10 protein-coding genes are annotated in these 17,127 nt (G+C 73.7%); 5 read left to right on the forward strand and 5 right to left on the reverse strand.

Going from position 1 to position 17,127, the window contains the following annotated elements; all coding sequences use genetic code 11:
• The 4 genes from ACIBCT_RS24070 to ACIBCT_RS24085 all read left to right on the forward strand — a co-directional run.
• Nucleotides 1–5,120, forward strand: a 5,120-nt coding sequence (locus tag ACIBCT_RS24070; RefSeq protein ID WP_399192041.1) for an amino acid adenylation domain-containing protein, incomplete at its 5' end; no start/stop codon positions are given.
• Nucleotides 5,117–9,247 carry an AMP-binding protein gene (locus tag ACIBCT_RS24075; RefSeq protein ID WP_399192043.1) on the forward strand — a complete coding sequence of 1,377 codons (4,131 nt, stop codon included), beginning with the start codon at nt 5,117–5,119 and terminating at the stop codon, nt 9,245–9,247. The genes ACIBCT_RS24070 and ACIBCT_RS24075, both read left to right, overlap by 4 nt.
• Nucleotides 9,228–10,778 carry an MFS transporter gene (locus tag ACIBCT_RS24080; protein WP_399192045.1) on the forward strand — a complete coding sequence of 517 codons (1,551 nt, stop codon included), beginning with the start codon at nt 9,228–9,230 and terminating at the stop codon, nt 10,776–10,778. Before ACIBCT_RS24075 ends, ACIBCT_RS24080 begins: the two co-directional genes overlap by 20 nt.
• Nucleotides 10,779–10,990: 212 nt before the next feature.
• Entirely contained in the window at nt 10,991–11,800 is an 810-nt protein-coding gene (locus ACIBCT_RS24085; RefSeq protein WP_399192047.1) for a maleylpyruvate isomerase family mycothiol-dependent enzyme, read from the forward strand.
• Nucleotides 11,801–11,874: 74 nt separating this feature from the next.
• Here the strand turns inward: ACIBCT_RS24085 and ACIBCT_RS24090 are convergent, their stop codons facing one another.
• From ACIBCT_RS24090 to ACIBCT_RS24100, 3 genes are all read right to left on the reverse strand, one after another.
• Nucleotides 11,875–13,125 (reverse strand): serine hydrolase domain-containing protein, encoded by a 1,251-nt coding sequence (locus ACIBCT_RS24090; protein WP_399192049.1) that lies wholly within the window; start codon nt 13,123–13,125, stop codon nt 11,875–11,877.
• 260 nt (nt 13,126–13,385) lie between these two features.
• Nucleotides 13,386–14,387: an IS5 family transposase gene (locus tag ACIBCT_RS24095; protein WP_399192051.1), complete on the reverse strand. Its 1,002-nt coding sequence runs from the start codon at nt 14,385–14,387 to the stop codon at nt 13,386–13,388.
• A complete protein-coding gene (locus tag ACIBCT_RS24100) occupies nt 14,338–14,745 on the reverse strand; it encodes a PPOX class F420-dependent oxidoreductase (protein WP_399192053.1) in 408 nt (135 codons plus the stop codon). The genes ACIBCT_RS24095 and ACIBCT_RS24100 overlap by 50 nt, the downstream gene beginning before the upstream one ends.
• 36 nt (nt 14,746–14,781) lie before the next feature.
• Between ACIBCT_RS24100 and ACIBCT_RS24105 the strand changes: the two genes are divergently transcribed.
• Entirely contained in the window at nt 14,782–15,483 is a 702-nt protein-coding gene (locus ACIBCT_RS24105; RefSeq protein WP_399192055.1) for a TetR/AcrR family transcriptional regulator, read from the forward strand.
• A gap of 132 nt (nt 15,484–15,615) precedes the next feature.
• Here ACIBCT_RS24105 and ACIBCT_RS24110 read toward each other — a convergent pair whose 3' ends face one another.
• Both ACIBCT_RS24110 and ACIBCT_RS24115 read right to left on the reverse strand, forming a co-directional pair.
• Nucleotides 15,616–16,215: a TetR/AcrR family transcriptional regulator gene (locus ACIBCT_RS24110; protein ID WP_399192057.1), complete on the reverse strand. Its 600-nt coding sequence runs from the start codon at nt 16,213–16,215 to the stop codon at nt 15,616–15,618.
• The gene (locus ACIBCT_RS24115) at nt 16,208–17,044 is read right to left on the reverse strand and encodes an alpha/beta fold hydrolase (protein ID WP_399192059.1); all 837 of its coding nucleotides are present in this window, start codon (nt 17,042–17,044) and stop codon (nt 16,208–16,210) included. Before ACIBCT_RS24115 ends, ACIBCT_RS24110 begins: the two co-directional genes overlap by 8 nt.
• Between the last annotated feature and the right edge of the window lie 83 nt (nt 17,045–17,127).

Below are 17,127 nucleotides of genomic sequence, written 5' to 3' on the forward strand. Positions count from 1 at the left end.
CGCAGGACGGTGCCGGCTCGCAGGACGGTGCCGGCTCGCAGGACGGTGCCGGCTCGCAGGACGGTGCCGGCTCGCAGGACGGTGCCGGCTCGCAGGACGGTGCCGGCTCGCAGGGCGGCTCCGATCTCCTGCAGGGCACCGTCGACGGGAACGTGCCGGTGATCTCGCTGGAGGGCGTCGCCGACGGCCCGTCCGTCGGTGACACCACGACGTCCAGCGGGGACACGGCCACCGGCCTCCGGGTCCCGAGCTCCGCGAGTTCCGCGAGCTCCGCGAGCCCGGCGAACCTGGCGTACGTGATCTACACCTCGGGTTCGACCGGCCGCCCCAAGGGCGTGCAGGTCGAGCGGCGGGCGCTGGACGCGCGGGTGGCGTGGATGCGCGCCGAGTACGGTGTCGGGCCCGACGACCGGGTGCTCCAGTTCGCCTCGGTGGGCTTCGACACCCACGCCGAGGAGATCTACCCCGCGCTCACCTCGGGGGCGGAGCTGGTGCTCGCCCCGGACGAGCCGCTCCCCGACTTCCTGCGGACCCCGGCGGGCGCGTCGCTGACCGTGATGGACCTGCCCACCTCCTACTGGCAGGAGCTGGTCGCGGCCCGGATCGCCTGGCCCGCGGCGCTGCGCCTGCTGATCCTGGGCGCCGACCCGCTGCCCGCACCGGTGCTCGCCACCTGGTACGAGACGCACGGCGAGCGCGTCACCCTGGTCAACAGCTACGGGCCGACCGAGACGACGATCATCGCCACCGCCGGGGAGCTCGACCCCTCCGAGGCGTCCAGGCGGCCCACCGTGGGCCACCCGCTCTCCGGCACCCGCGTCCACGTGCTGGACCGCGACGGGGCACCGGTCCCGGTGGGCGTACCGGGTGAGCTCTGCATCGGCGGCGACGGCCTCGCCCGCGGCTACCTGGGCTCGCCCGCGCTGACGGCCGAGCGCTTCGTTCCCGACCCGTACGGCCCGGCCGGGGCGCGTCTCTACCGCACCGGCGACCGGGCCAGGTTCCGGCCGGACGGCCGCCTGGAGATCCTCGGCCGCCTCGACCGCCAGGTGAAGATCCGCGGCTACCGCGTGGAGCCCGGTGAGATCGAGGCCCGGCTGCTGGCCCACCCCCGGGTGGCGCGGGCCACGGTGACGGTCAGGGAGGACACCCCCGGCGACCGCCGCCTGGTCGCCTACGTCGTCCCCCGGGACCTCGTCCCCGGCGAGCCCGTCCCTGACGGGTCCGTCCCTGACGGGTCCGTCACGAGCGGGCGCCCCCCGGGTGAGCCGGACGCGGAAGGCCCGGAGACCGCTCCGCCGGTCGGCGGACGGCCCGGTGGCGAGGACCTGCGCGAGCACCTCACCGCGGAACTGCCGCCGCACCTGGTGCCGAGCGCCGTGGTGGAGATCGCGCACATCCCGCTCACCCCGAGCGGAAAGGTCGACCAGGCGGCGCTGCCCGCCCCCGAACACCGCTCCGACGAGGGGTACCTGGCCCCGGAGAGCGCCACGCAGGAACTGGTCTGCGCGGTCTGGGCCGAGGTGCTGGGCGTCGAACGGGTCGGGGTGCTTGACGACTTCTTCCAGCTCGGCGGTCACTCACTGCTCGCGACCAGGACCATCGCCAGGCTCTCCGCCGCGACCGGGCTGGACGTCCCGCTGAAGCTGGCCTTCAGCCACTCGTCCGTACGGCGGCTGGCGCAGGCGCTCGACGAGCTGGCCCAGGAGGGTCCCGGCACCGCCGCGGGGCCCGGCCCGGTCCGGCGTCCGGAGGGCACGGCACCGCCGCTGTCGTTCGCGCAGGAACGGCTCTGGTTCATGGAGCAGTTCAGCCCCGGCACGGGCGCCTACGTCCTGCCCGCGGCGGCACGGCTGCGCGGGCCGCTGGACCTCGCGGCGCTGACCGCGAGGCTGGACGCGGCCGTGACGCGGCACGAGAGCCTGCGGATGCGTTTCCCCGCCGCCCCCGACGGGCGTCCCGAGGTGAGGATCGTCCCCGCGGACGACCCCGCGGCGCGGGTCACGCTCCGCGTCGTCGAGGCGGTCCCCGCGCCCGGAACCGGGACGAAGGCCGGAGCGGGCACGGAGACCGGACCGGGCACGACGACCGACACCGGAGCCGGAGCCGGCACCGACACCGGAGCGGGCACGACGGCCGACGCCGGAGCGGAGGCCGAGGCGCGCCGGATCGTCAGCGACGACGCGGCACGCCCCTTCGACCTCACCGAGGGCCCTCCGCTCCGGGCGACCCTGGTCAGGCTCGGCCCGGACGACCACGTGCTGCTGGTCGCCGTGCACCACATCGTGGCCGACGGCTGGTCGGCGGAACTCCTGCTGGACGAGCTGCTCTCCGGCCGCACCGGCCGCGCGGACCCGTCCGTCGGGTACGGCGACTACGCGCTCTGGCAGCGGGACCGCCTGACCGGGGAACGCCTGGAGGGGCACCTGGAGTTCTGGCGGCGGGAGCTGGCCGCGCTGCCCCCGCTGGAGCTTCCCCTCGACCGGCCCAGGCCCGCCCGGCAGGGGCACCGGGGAGCCTGGTACGACCTGCGGCTGGACCCCGGGCTCACCGGCGACCTCGGCGCGCTGGCACGCGAGAACGGCGCCACCCTCTACATGGTGCTGCTCGCCGCCTACCAGGCCGTGCTCTCCCGCTGGTCGGGACAGCGGGACTTCGCGGTGGGCTCGCCGGTGGCCGGACGGGACCGGGCCGAGTTCGAGGACGTGGTCGGGTTGTTCGTGAACCTGCTCCCGCTCCGGGCCCGACTGGAGGGCGACCCCACGTTCGCCGACCTGCTCGCCCGTACCCGTGAGGCCGCCCTGGAGGTGTACGCCCACCAGGAGCTGCCGTTCGAGAAGCTCGTCGCCGAGCTGGACCTGGCCAGGGACGCCACCCGGTCGCCCGTGGTGCAGGCCCTCTTCGCGCTGCAGAGCTACCTGGGCGGCACGGTCCCGGCCGTGAAACCGTCCGCGACGGTGGCCGGGACGGCGACCGGGACGGCGACGGTGACCGAGCCGTTCGCGCCCGACACCACCTCCACCCGCTTCGACCTGGAGCTCTACGTCTCGGAGACCGGGGGCGCCCTGGCCGCGAGGTTCGTCTACGACCGCGACCTGTTCGCGGCCGGGACCGTCGAGCGCATGGCCGCGTCCTTCGAGACGTTCCTGCGTTCGGCCGTCGCCGCCCCGCACACCCGGGTCGGCGACCTCGAACTCCTCTCCCCCGCCGAGCGGGACCTGGTGCTGACCGGCTGGAACGCCACCGGCACCGCGTACCCGCCGCCGGAGACGTTGCACGGCCTCATCGAGGCCCAGGTGACGCGCACCCCCGGTGCCCCCGCCGTGGTCTTCGAGGGGGAGACCCTCACCTACGCCGAGCTGGACGACCGGGCCGAGGCCCTGGCCGCGCGGCTCCGCGCCGCGACGGGCGCCGACGGCACCGGGAACGCCGGGGTGTTCGCCGTACGGGCGGAGCGCTCGCTCGACCTGCCGGTGCGGCTGCTCGCCGTGCTCAAGGCCGGGGCCGCCTACCTCCCGCTCGACCCGGGCCTGCCCGACCGGCGCGTGGAGGCCATGCTGGCCGACGCCGGGGCCGTGGAACTCGACCGCGCCGTCCGCTCCCCCGCCCCCACCGGCGCCGGGGAGGAGGACCGCCGGGCGGGGACCCCGCCGGACGCGCTGGCGTATGTGATCTTCACGTCCGGGTCGACCGGGCGTCCCAAGGGGGTCGGGGTCTCGCACCGGGCGATCGTCAACCGGCTGCGCTGGATGCAGGAGACCTACCGGCTGGACGCCGGTGACGCGGTGCTGCAGAAGACCCCCGCCGGGTTCGACGTGTCGGTGTGGGAGTTCTTCTGGCCGCTGATCAGCGGCGCGCGCCTGGTGCTCGCCCGCCCCGACGGCCACCGCGACACCGCCTACCTGCGCGACCTCGTCACCGCGCAGGCGATCACCACGATGCACTTCGTCCCGTCGATGCTGGCGGCCTTCACCGCCGAGGAGCGGATCGAGGAGTGCCGCTCGCTGCGCCGGGTCATCTGCAGCGGCGAGGAGCTCACCGCCGCGGCGGCGGAGCGGCTGACCGGCCGGCTGCCCGGGGTGGAGCTGCACAACCTCTACGGCCCCACCGAGGCCGCGGTCGACGTCTCCTGGCACCGCTACGCGCCGGGCGAGCCGACCGTGCCGATCGGCCGTCCGGTGGCCAACACCCGCCTGTACGTGCTGGACGGTTCGCTGCGCCCGGTGCCCGCGGGGATGCCGGGCGAGCTGTTCATCGGCGGGGTGCAGGTGGCCCGCGGCTACCTCGGCCGCCCCGCCCTGACCGCCGAACGCTTCCTGCCCGACCCCTACGGACCCCCCGGCTCCCGCCTGTACGCCACCGGAGACCGCGCCCGCTGGCGACCCGACGGCGAACTCGACTACCTCGGCCGCCTCGACACCCAGACCAAGATCCGCGGAATGCGCGTCGAACCCGGCGAGATCGAGGCCGCGCTCGCCCGTCACCCGGAGCTGGGCGCCGCGGCGGTCGGCGTGACCGACGGGCCCGGCGGGGCCCGGCTGGTCGGCTACGTCGTGCGCAGGCCCGCCCCCGACGTGCCCGGCACCCCCTCCGGGCGGGCACCGGGCGGCGGGCAGGGCGGGATGGACGCGGACCTGCACGAACGCCTCCGGGACCGGCTCCGCGAGGAGCTGCCCGAGCACATGATCCCCTCCCTCTGGGTCGAGCTGGAGGCCCTCCCGCTCACCCCGAACGGCAAGCTCGACCGGGCGGCGCTGCCGTCGCCGTCGCAGCACTCCGGCGGCCCGGCCTGGGAACCCCCGCGTCCCGGCGCCGAACAGGACGTGGCCGAGGTCTGGCAGGGGGTGCTCGGCCTGGACAAGGTGGGGCGCCACGACGGCTTCTTCGCCGTCGGCGGTGACTCCATCCTCAGCCTCTCGGTGGTGGCGGGACTGCGCCGCCGGGGCTACACGCTGGACCTGCAGCGGCTGTTCACCCACCAGACCGTGGCCGAGCTGGCCTCCGTACTGGACACACCAGGCGCAGAACCCGCCGCCGAGCCGGAGCCGGAGACCCCTGCCGGGGCGTTCGGCATGCTCAGCGCCGCGGATCTGGCCAAGCTCAGGAAGGGCGAACGATGATCGAGGACGCGTACCCGCTGGCGGCGCTGCAGGCGGGGATGCTGTATCACAGCGAACTCGAACCCGGCAGCCCCACCTACCACGACCTGATGACCGTCACGCTGCGCGGCGCCCTGAACGTCCCGGCGCTGACCGGGGCGCTGGCCGGGGTCGCGGCCCGGCATCCGGTGCTGCGCACCTCCTTCGACCTGACCGGGTTCAGCGAGCCGCTGCAGCTCGTGCACGACACCGTGACGATCCCGCTGGAGGTCGTGGACCTGCGTGACGGCGCCGCGACGACGGTCGTCCCCGGCGCGCCCGGCACGGGTACCGGCGCGGCCGTCGCGAGCGGTACGGGCGTCGGCGGGAAGAGCCCGCGGGAACGGCTGGCGGCCTGGCGGGAGGCGGAGAAGCACAACGCGTTCGACTGGTCGTCCCCGCCGCTGCTGCGGGCGTACGCGCACGTGCTGGACGACGAGGAGTTCGCGCTCAGCCTCAGCTTCCACCACGCGATCCTGGACGGCTGGAGCGTCGCGGCGCTGGTCACCGAGCTGCTGGGCCGCTACGACGCGGGCTGCGCGCAGGCCGGCGGTTCCGCGCCCGCGCCCGAGCCGGCCCCGCCGCGTGCCCTGTTCCGCGACCTGGTCGCGGCCGAGCGGGCGGCCACGGCCTCGGCGCAGGCGCGGGAGTTCTGGCGCGAGCGCGTCGAGGACGCCCCGGAGAGCCGGTTGCCCCGGCTGCCCGGGTACCCGACCGGTGGCCCGCGTGCCGCGCAGGTGGTGGCCGTGCCCGTACCGGACGGGACCGTGGCGGAGCTGGAGCGGCAGAGCCGCGAGCTGCGGGTGCCGCTGCGCACCACGCTGCTGACGGCCTACCTGACGGCGCTGGGGCACGTCACCGGGGAGCGGGACGTGATGGCCGGCGTCCTCGGCCACGGCCGCCCGGAGAACGAGGGCGGCGGCGAGGTGCTGGGGCTGTTCCTGAACACGCTGCCGCTGCGGGTGCGCCTCGACGCGGGCGACCGGGCCGGGCTGATCCGGCGGGTGTTCGACGCCGAGGTGGCCGCGGTGCCCCACCGGCACTACCCGCTGTTCGAGATCCAGCAGGCCGCCGGGCGCTCGCCGCTGCTGGACACCCTGTTCGACTTCCGGGACTTCCACGTGTACGGGGGCCGGTCGGCCGACGGCGTGGCCATCACCGGGCAGGAGTTCTTCGAGCAGACCGACATGCCGTGCACGGTGGCCTTCGTCCGCCTGCCCGGGGGCGGCCTGACCCTCACGCTGTCCTACGACGCCTCGCAGTTCCCGCGCGAGCAGATGGAGTCCCTGGCCGGACGGGTGATCGCCGCGCTGACCGGCGAGCCGGGCGAGGACCCGGCGGAGAACGAGACGATCGACCGGTGGAACGCCACCGGCCGCGCCCACCCTGCGGGCGGCACCCTGCACGGCCTGTTCTTCGCGCAGGCCGCGCTGACCCCCGACGCCCCGGCGGTGGGCTTCGAGGGCTCCTGGGTCACCTACCGCGAGCTGGCCGCGCGCGCCTCGGCGATCGCCGCCGAGCTGTACCGGGCCGGGGTGTCGCACGACCGTCCGGTGGGGGTGCTGCTCGAACGGAGCGCGGACCTTCCGGCCGCCCTGCTGGGCGTGCTCGCGGCCGGGGGCGCCTACCTGCCGCTGGAGCCGGGCCATCCGGTCGCCCGGATGCGCGGCATGCTCGACGACGCCGGGGCCTCGGTCCTGCTGACCTCCGCCGACCTCGCCGACGAGGCGCCGGAAGGGGTGCGCGTCGTCGTGCTGCCGCCCGTGTCGACCGGCCGGGCCGCCGATCTCGCCGACCCCGCCGACCTCGTCGCCGGCCTGGCCGAGGACCTGCCGGACGCGCTGGCGTACGTGATCTTCACGTCCGGGTCGACCGGGCGTCCCAAGGGCGTCGGGGTCTCGCACCGGGCGATCGTCAACCGGCTGCGCTGGATGCAGGGGACCTACCGGCTCACCGCGGCCGACCGGGTGCTGCACAAGACGCCGATCTCGTTCGACGTGTCGGTGTGGGAGCTGTTCTGGCCGCTGCTCACCGGCGCGGGCATGGTGGTGGCCCGGCCGGGCGGGCATTACGAGCCCGGTCACCTCCTCGACCTCATCGAGACCGAGAAGGTCACCACGGCGCACTTCGTGCCGTCCATGCTGGACGCGTTCCTCGACACCCCCGACCTCGGCGCGGACCCCGTCCCCGCCGCCGGCGCGGACGCCCAGGGCACCCGGGACACCCGGGACACCGGGAACGTCGGGGAGACCGCGACCGCGCTCCTGGTGGACATCGCCAAGGCGTCCGTCGCGGACGCGCCGGGCGAGCCGGGCGACGCAGGCGAGCCGGTCGAGCCGGCCGAGCCGGTCGCTGCCCGTACGGGCAGCCTGCGCCGGGTGGTGTGCTCGGGCGAGGCGCTCCCCGCCGACCTGGTGCGGCGCTTCGCCGAGCGGCTGCCCGGGGTGGAGCTGTACAACCTCTACGGCCCCACCGAGGCCGCGGTCGACGTCTCCTGGCACCGGTGCGACCCGTCCGAGCCGACGGTCCCGATCGGCCGCCCGGTCGACAACACCCGCCTGGAGGTGCTCGACGAGCGGTTCGGCCGGACCCCGGTGGGAACCCCCGGGCAGCTGTTCATCGGCGGGGTGCAGGTGGCCCGCGGCTACCTCGGCCGCCCCGCTCTGACCGCCGAACGCTTCCTGCCCGATCCCTACGGACCCCCCGGCTCCCGCCTGTACGCCACCGGAGACCGCGCCCGCTGGCGACCCGACGGCGAACTCGACTACCTCGGCCGCCTCGACACCCAGACCAAGATCCGCGGAATGCGCGTCGAACCCGGCGAGATCGAGGCCGCGCTGCTGGCCGAGCCCGAGGTCCGGGCCGCGGCCGTCGTCGCCGAGGGCGACCGGCTGATCGGTTACGTGGTGACCGCCGAGACCGTCGACTGGCGTGCCCGGCTGCGTTCCCGGCTGCCCGAGCACATGATCCCCTCGGCCTGGGTGACGCTGGACGCGCTCCCCCTCACCCACAACGGCAAGCTGGACCGCAAGGCCCTGCCCGCGCCGGAGCGGACGGGCGGCGACGCCTTCCGGGTGCCGCCCAGGGACCCGGTCGAGGGACGGGTCGCGGCGATCTGGGAGGAGCTGTTCGACGTCCCCATGGTCGGGGTGTTCGACGACTTCTTCGACCTGGGCGGGCACTCGCTGCTGGCGCTGCGGCTGGCCGTGCGGATCAGGCGGGAGTTCGGCAGGGACCTGCCGGTGGCCACCGTGCTGGCCTCGCCGACCGTGGCGGGCCTGGCGGACGTGCTGCGCCGCCCCGAGGACCTGAGCGAGCAGCGGCTGGTGACGCTCAACGCCGAGGGGGACCGCCCGCCGATCGTCCTGGTGCACGCCCTGGGCGGGCAGGTCTTCCGCTACCAGCCGATGGCCCGCAGGCTCGGTCCCGACCAGCCCGTCTACGCGATCGCCGCCGCCGGGCTGGCCCCGGGCGAGGACCCGCACACCACCATGGCCGACATGGTCGAGGACTACGTCGAGCGGCTGCGCGCCGTCCGGCCGCACGGCCCGTACGTGCTGGGCGGTTTCTGCATCGGCGGGAACATCGCGATGGAGATGGCCCGGCGGCTGCGCGACCTCGGCGAGGAGGTCCCGCTGCTGGTGCTGTTCTACTCCGACGCCGACGAGCCCGTGATCAACAGCTCGCTGGAGGACGACGCCTCCCTGATGACCCACGCGCTGGCCGGGGGGCCGCTGGAGGCCGACGCGGCGGAGTTCGCCGGGCTCGGCCCGGAGGAGATGCTGGTGGCCGTCATCGCCGCGGCGAGCCGGGAGCAGCGGCTGGCCCCCGACACCGCCGACGTCGAGCAGGCCCGGCGCTTCCTGCGGGTGTTCCGGGCCAACGCGCACGCGGTCGGCCGCTACCGGCACGAGCCGTACGACGGTGACGTGGCGCTGTTCGCCCCCACCGGGGACCGGCCCGACCTGGGCTGGGGCGACGTGGTGAAGGGGAACCTCGCGATCGAGGCGATCCCCGGCGAGCGCGTGGTCATCCTGTTCGAACCCCTGGTCGCCGAGGCGGCCGCCAAGCTGAGGAGTTGGATCGACCATGGTGTCACCGGACACTGAGAGCACCCGGGGCGCCGGGAACGCGGGACCGCCCCGGCTCGCGGACGGCGCCGAGAGCCCCGGCGGCGCCCCGTCCGCCGGACCGGCCGCGCCCGCGACCGTCACCGGCCCTCCCGGGGAGCCCGCGGGACCGGCCGCGCCCGCCGGGGTCGTCGGCCCCGCCGGAGAGGCCGCGGGACCGACGGACCCGGCCGCGCTCGGGGACGGCGGCGCTCCCGGCGCTCCCGGCGGCCCCGACGGGCCCGCGGACCCCAAGGACACCGGGGAGGGCGAGCGACCCGGTCAGGGCGGCGGAAGCCTCTGGAGCAACCAGGACTTCCTCCGGCTGTGGACCGGCCAGACCCTCTCCCAGTTCGGCTCGCAGATCTCCTACCTGGTGATCCCGCTGATCGCCATCGTCACGCTGGGCGCGAGCTCGACCGAGATGGGCATCCTCGGCGCGCTGCTCCGGCTGCCGATGCTGGGCTTCCTGCTGTTCGGCGTCTACATCGACCGGATGCGCAAGCGGCCGGTGCTGATCTGGTCGGACCTGGGCCGGGCCGCGGTGCTCGCCCTGGTGCCGCTGCTGTACGTGATGGACTCCCTCACGCTCGGCGTGCTGTACGTCGTCGTGTTCTTCCTGAGCCTGCTGTCGGTGCTGTTCCAGGTCGCCTACCGCTCCTACTTCCCGCTCCTCGTCCCGCTGCACCAGCTCGGCGAGGGCAACGGCAAGCTGCAGCTGAGCGAGTCGCTGGCGCAGACGGCCGGTCCGGGCGTCGGCTCGGCACTGCTCAAGGTGGTGGCCGCGCCGCTGCTCATCATGATCGACGTGCTCACCTACCTGTTCTCCGCGATCGCGATCATGCTCATCCGCAAGCGCGAGGACGCCCCCGTCCCCGACGAGGAGACGGCCGGGAGCGTGCACCGGGCGATCTGGGCGGGCTTCAAGTGGATCATGGACCAGCCGATGATCCGGCCGCTGGCCATCGCCAGCGGGCTGTACTCGTTCTTCGTCATGGGCGCGATGCAGTCGATCTACGTGCTGTTCCTGCTGCGGGGCGGGCCGAACCTGCCCCCGGAGTGGGTGGGCATCGTGATGGCGACCGGCGGTGTCGGCGCCATCCTCGGCGCGACCATGTCGGTGAGGACCATGCGCGGCATCGGGATCGGCCCGACGCTGCTGTGGAGCACGGTCGTCGGCAACTGCGCGTTGCTGCTGATCCCGTTCGCGTCCGGGCCGGTCTGGCTGGCCGCCGGGATGCTCGGCCTCTCCCAGTTCATCGTCTGGGCGAGCAACCAGGTGTTCTTCGTCAGCAACATGACCCTGGTCCAGTCGATCACGCCGCCGCACCTGCAGGCCAGGGTGATCGGCACGATCTACTCCCTCGGCCTGATCCCTGCACCGCTGGGCGCCCTGGGCGCGGGCCTGCTCGGCGAGACCCTGGGCCTGCGCACGGCCATCCTGTTCGCGGTCGTCGCCGGGGCCATCCTGCCCATCCTGCTGCTGGTCTTCTCCCCGATCCCGAAGGTGAAGGAGATCCCCGGCACCTGACCGGTCGCGGGCCCTTCCCACCGGGAGGGTCCGTCACCGGCCGGTCCTCCCCACCGCGGGAGAACCCGTCACCGGCCGGTCCTCCCCACCGCGGGAGGGGCCGTCACCGGCCGGTCGTCCCGGCGGCGCGCCGGTGGGCCGGTACGATGCACGCGGCCGGCCGGCCCGGCCGTCCCGGCCGCCGTGTCCCGCGCCACCCCGTCAGGAGACCCATGACCACCCTCGCCGACAGGACCGTCGCGGCCCTGCGCACCACCCATGACGACCTGACCGCCTTCGTCCGCGACCTGGACGCCGCCGACCTCACCCGGCCCTCGGCCTGTTCGGAGTGGACCGTCGCCCAGGTGCTCAGCCACCTGGGCAGCGGCGCGGAGATCGGCCTGGCCACGCTGCGCGCGGCACAGGAGGGCCGGGACGCCCCGGACTCGGACTTCATGAACTCGGTCTGGGACCGCTGGAACGCCAAGGGCCCCAAGGAGCAGGCCGAGGACTTCGCGCCCGCGGACGCCGAGCTCGTCTCCGCGTACGAGAGCCTGGACGCCGCCGCCCGCGAGGAGCTGCGGATCAAGCTGGGCTTCCTGCCCGAGCCCGGTGACGTCGCGCTGGTGGCCGGGATGCGCCTGAACGAGACCGCCCTGCACACCTGGGACGTGCGGGTCGCCTTCGACCCCGCGGCCGCCCTCGCGCCGGAGACCGCCGGGGTGCTGACCGACCTGCACGCCGGGCCGCTCGGTTTCCTCATCGGTTTCATCGGCAGGTCCGACGCCCTGGACCCGCGCCTGGCCACCACCCTGCGGGTGGAGACCACCGGCCCCGAGCGCGTGCTGGGCCTGACCCTCGGCGAGACCGTCGGCTTCAGCGAGGCCCCCGAGCGGGCCGACGTGGTGCTGTCCCTGCCCGCGGAGGCGTGGATCCGCCTGCTCACCGGCAGGCTGGCGCAGGAGCACACCCCGGCGTCGGTGACGGTGACCGGCGACGGGGTCACCCTGGAGGACCTGCGCCGGGTGTTCCCGGGCTTCTAGCCCGTCCAGGCCGGAGGTCTCCCAGGATCGCTACACGGCACCGATGCCGTGAGGTCCGCGGGAGTACCGGGCCGTCAGGGGGTGGCCGTGCCCCCGTCCACGCCGATCGGTGAGAGCGGCCGCGTCGCCTTGGCCGCCGTCCCCGCGTCGGGCCCGCACGCCGCCTCCAGCAGGTGGTCCCCGATCGCGAGGTCGATGGCGTGCGTGACCGGAGCACCGTTCTCGTCGAGCCGCTGGTAGTTCCTCAGGTTGACGCCGAAGGCGAACTGGCGGCCGCCGCCGGCATCGGAGAACGCGAAGGTCTGCATGCCGGGGACGCTCCCGTCGTGCCCCCAGAACCTGCCGCACGGCAGGTCGACGGGAAAGATCCCGAGACCGTAGTCGATCACGGCGCCCGAGAACGACCGGATGGACACGGTCTTCTGCATCTCGGCGAGCAGGGCCGCGTCGAGCAGTTCGCCGCGCAGCAGCAGCCGGAAGAAGCGGTTGAGGTCCTCCATCGTCGAGACGACCGCACCCGAGGTCCAGGCCCAGGACATGTTGTAGACGCTGTAGTCCCTGGGCGGGTCGAAGAACCCGAAGAGCGCCTCGTACGCCTTGGAGTTCGGCCCGGGCAGGTACGGCGTCCGCGGGAACGACGTGTGCCGCAGCCCGGCCTTCCGGAAGACGTGGTCGGTGATGTACCGCTCGGCGCTCATGCCCGTCACCTTCTCCAGCAGCAGGCCGGCGATGACGAAGTTCGTGTTCGAGTACGCCCCGGGTGTCACCCCCGGCCGCCCGGTCGCGGGGGCGCCGAGCCCCGCCCGCGCCAGCTCCTCCGGCGGGAAGGCACGGAAGCGGTTGGCGTCCAGGCTCTCGACCGTCGGGAAGATCACCCCGGTGTGGTTGGCGATGTGGCTGGTGTGGTCGAGCAGCATGCGTACGGTGATCTGCCGCCCGCGCTCACCCGGGATCACATCCGGCAGATAGCGGCCGACGGGGGCATCGAGCTCGATCGTGCCCTTGCCGACCTGCTGTAACACGGCCACCGCGACGAACGACTTGGTGATGCTCCCGGCCCGGTGCACCATCTCGGGACGCATCGGGCGGCGGGTCTCGACGTCGGCGACGCCTGCGGCGCCCTTCCAGCTCCGCCGTCCGTCCACGACGTTCGAGTGGATGCCGTACATGCCGGCCTCGTGCACGGCGTCCAGCGTCCGGCGCAGCCGCTGCCGGTCGAGGCCGCCGTCCGCGACGGCGACTGCGGGGTCCGCCGCGAGCAGCGCGGCGGCCAGGGTCGCGGCTCCCAGCCGCGAGGCGAACGTACCGGGTCGACGAATGGTCATGGCGCCCAGCATGCGTCTTCCGCTTCATGTACCGGCTTGCTCCGCGGCGCGACTGCCGTAGGCACGTGGTAAGGCGGGCTTACCCGGCGGTCAGGCGGGCCTGCTCACCGCGCGCCACCGGCCGCACGGTGGTCGATGTCACGGACTTGTACGCGTTCGGCCACGCTGTTCATCACGGTGGCCCGGTGCCGTCCGGCGCGGCAGCTGGACGGCGGTTCGCGACGGGGCGAACGTCACCTGACGCGGCACTGGGCCGTGTGTCACAAGTGGCGTTCGATACGACGGACCCAGGTGTCGATCATGTTGATGATTACGATGGTTTCGTACCGCACGGCAAGTCTGTCGTAGCGGGTCGCCACGCTGCGGTGTTGTTTGAGCAAGTTGATGCCGCACTCGACGGCGTGTCGTAGCCGGTAGGCGACCTTGTCGAAGGCTGGTGGTCGCCCACCCCGTGAGCCACGGGTGCGGCGGTGGGCGACCTGGTCGGCCTTGATCGGGATGACGCAGCGGATCGACCGTTGGCTCAGGTAGGCACGGTTGGCCCTGCTGCTGTACGCCTTGTCAGCCAAAACCCGGTCCGGGCGGCTGCGCGGCCGACCACCACCAACGCGCGGGACCCGGATCCGGCCGAGCACCGTGATGAATTGCGGACAGTCTCCGCGTTGTCCGGCAGTGAGCACCATCGACAGCACCTTGCGCCCCTGCTCGCAGGCCAGGTGCAGCTTGGTCGTCCAACCGCCCCGAGGCCGGCCCAACGCGTGATCGTCCGGCTCCGCGCCACCAGCACCACCCGGCGGCTCACCTTGCAGGTGCGACTGTCGCCCGGCGCCGGCGGCGTGCTGATGCGCCCGAGCGATCGTGGAATCCACACTTATGTCCCAGTCGATCAGACCCGACGTGTCAGCATGACCCCGCAACCCGGCCAGGATCCGAGTCCAGATACCCTCGCGCTGCCACCGCCGGAACAGCCCGTACACCGTGCGCCGGTGTCCGTGACAGGCCGGCACGTCCCGCCACGGCGGACCAACCCGGATTCGCCACCGGATTCCGTCGATCAGCTGTCGTCTACTCCACTTCGGTGGTCGGCCAGGCTTCTTCCTCTTGGGCAGCAGCGGTTCCAGTACCGCCCCTGCGCGTCGGTCACATCGAACCGCCTCGTCACCGCCACGCCGGCCACGCTGAATGGCACGTCGAGCCGTACCGCAGGCGCGGTCAGTGCACGATCTTGTTCGATGGGTACCACTCCTCGCCGGCGGGCTCACCCGCGAGATTCCAGCTCCACGACACGGTCGGCGTGATGCGCAGGTAGGTGCCGGGGCCGATCAGGCCGACCCGCTCGAAGGGCTGCTCGGCGTCGCCGTACACGCGGATGCCCTGGGCGATGAACGGTTCGAGCGACACGAGGTCGTCGACCACCAGCGCCACCTTGTGGTTTCCGGAGGCGATGTTGCGGAACTTGCGGGTGTCGCGCACGGTACCGGCACCGCCGACCCACAGGAAGGTCCCGTCGAACTCGACGGCCACGGGTACGACATCGGGCTGTCCGCCCTCGCCGAGGGTGGCCAGCCGTCCGAGCGGCTGCGAGCGCAGGTACGTGATCTCTTCATCGGTGAAAGCCATTACGGCAAACTACACCGTTCAGTTTAGTCTTGCGCAATGGGTGAGAACCGCTCCGACCGTAAGCACCGTGCCATCCTCGACGCCGCGACGGAGGTGTTCCTGCGCAACGGCTACCTGGGCACCACCGTGGAGGAGGTGGCCGCGGTCGCCGGGGTGTCGAAGCCGACCGTCTACAAGCACTTCACCGACAAGCGGCGGCTGTTCCTCGAGATCGTCGCCGCCACCGTCGACGAGGCCGGCCAGGTCGTCCAGGACGCGGTGTCCGGCCTCGCCGACACCCAGGATGTCGAGGCGGACCTGCGCGAGCTGGCCCGGCGGCAGCTCGCGCTCGTGCTGCGCCCGCGCGTCCTCCAGCTCCGCCGGCTGGTGATCGGCGAGACCTCTCGCTTTCCCGAGCTCGGCCGCACCTTCTACGAACGCGGTCCCGGACGAACGATCGCGGCGCTGGCCAAGGCGTTCGCCGACCTCGACGCCCGGGGGGCGCTGCTGGCAGCCGACCCGGTCACCGCCGCGACCCAGTTCAACTGGCTCGTCATGTCCGCACCGGTCAACCAGGCCATGCTGCTCGGTGACGACCGCGCTCCCACCGCCTCGGAGCTGGACCACCATGTCGAGGGCGCGGTACGGGTCTTCCTCGCCGCGTACGGCCCGGCGGCACGCCCACGGGAATCACCTCGCTCATCTGAAGACGTTCACCGCGTCGGATCCGGGATCGTCCGCACGGAACACCAGCGGTAGTCGCCGTAGCCGTCGAGCCGGACGAGAGACGGCCGCCCGTCCAGAGGCGCCTGTCCGCCGATCCGGAACCTGCCGTGTCCACTGTCATCACGTCAGGCGGGCAACTGTCCCCAGCCACTTACGACACACGGCCTAGACCGCCTCGGCGGGCGCGATCGCCGACGGCGTTCTCAGGGAGCGCAGGCCTCGGTCGGTGAAGGCGATCAGCCACTCGAAGCTCTCGTCGACGTCGGCGCTCCACTGGAAGCCGCCGGCCACCTGCAGCGTGGCGAAGCCGTGGAAGAGGCTGCGGAGCATGCGCAGGGCGTGGTCCATCTCGGACTCCCCGATCTCGTAGCCGCGCAGGACCGCCGTGAACGCGCCGAGCGCCCGCAGACCGGCGGTGACCAGCGGGTCGTCCGGGCCGGACGGTTCCACGCCGATCGTCGCGGCGTACCGGCCGGGGTGCTTCAGGACGAAGGCGCGGAAGGCGCGCGCCGCGGCAGCCAGTGCGTCGCGGCCCGCGTACCCCTGGACCGCGTCGCCGATGGCGTCGGCGGCCTCGCCCAGCGCCAGGACCGCGATGCGCCGGTTGAGGTCCTCCAGGCCGTCCACGTGCTTGTACAGGGACGGGGCGCGCACGCCCAGCCGCTCGGCCAGCGACCCCATCGTCAGGCCGGTGAGGCCCACCTCGTCGGCGAGGGCGGCCCCGGCCGCGACCACGGCCGCCGGGTCGAGACCGGCCCTAGGCACGGGCGCCCTCCGATCGGAGGAAGGCCAGCACGAGCTCGGCCACCCGCTCGGGGAACTGGTCGTGCGGGTAGTGCCCGGCGCCCTCGATCATCTCCAGGCGGCCGAGGCCGGGCGGCAGGGCGTCGACGATCGCCGACCCCTCGGCGTGCGGGTCGGTCCAGTCGGGGTCGAGCGTGCCCATCACGACCAGGACCGGGCAGCGGACGTTGCCGAGCTGCGCACCGGCGTCGGCCGGGGCGCTGCCGCCCATGCCCCGCAGGGCCTTCATCCGGCCCGGCTCGCGCAGCAGGGAGTCGATGCGGTCGAGCCGCCCGGCCCAGCCGGCCGGCTTCACGCCGGGGTAGGCCACGTCGAGGTAGGAGCGCCAGAGCGCCACGCTGCCGAACGCGGCCGTGCCGAGCAGACGCAGCATGCCCCGCCGGAAGCGCTTGACCCGCAGGTCGCCGAGGCGGATCGACTGCCTGCGGGTGAACGGTGCCAGCTCGACGACTGCGGTGACCAGCGAGGGCTCCGTCGCCGCGGCGATGGTGGCGGCGCCGCCGGAGATCGAGTGGCCGACGAGCACGGCCGGGCCGCCCAGGTGGCGGATCACGGCGAGCAGGTCCCCGGCGATGTCGGTGCGGCTCCAGGCCGGCCAGCCGACGCTGGACTCGCCGCAGCCGCGCAGGTCGACCGCGGCGACCCGGTACCCCGCCGCCACCAGCCGCGGGATCACGGCATGGTACGCGGCCCGGCTGTCGCCCATGCCGTGTGCGAGGACGATCAGCGGGCCGGACCCCGCCACCTCGTAAGCGATCGTGCCGCCGTCGACGGCAAGGTGTTCGGTCACGACGTCCTCCAGGTTTGGCTAATTCGATTAGCTAAAAGCTACTGTCATTAGCCAAACCTGTCAACGCCGACGCCCCGGCACAG

Origin of the sequence: Streptosporangium sp. NPDC050855 (assembly GCF_044456585.1) — a bacterium.
Taxonomy (GTDB): Bacteria; Actinomycetota; Actinomycetes; order Streptosporangiales; family Streptosporangiaceae; genus Streptosporangium; species Streptosporangium longisporum.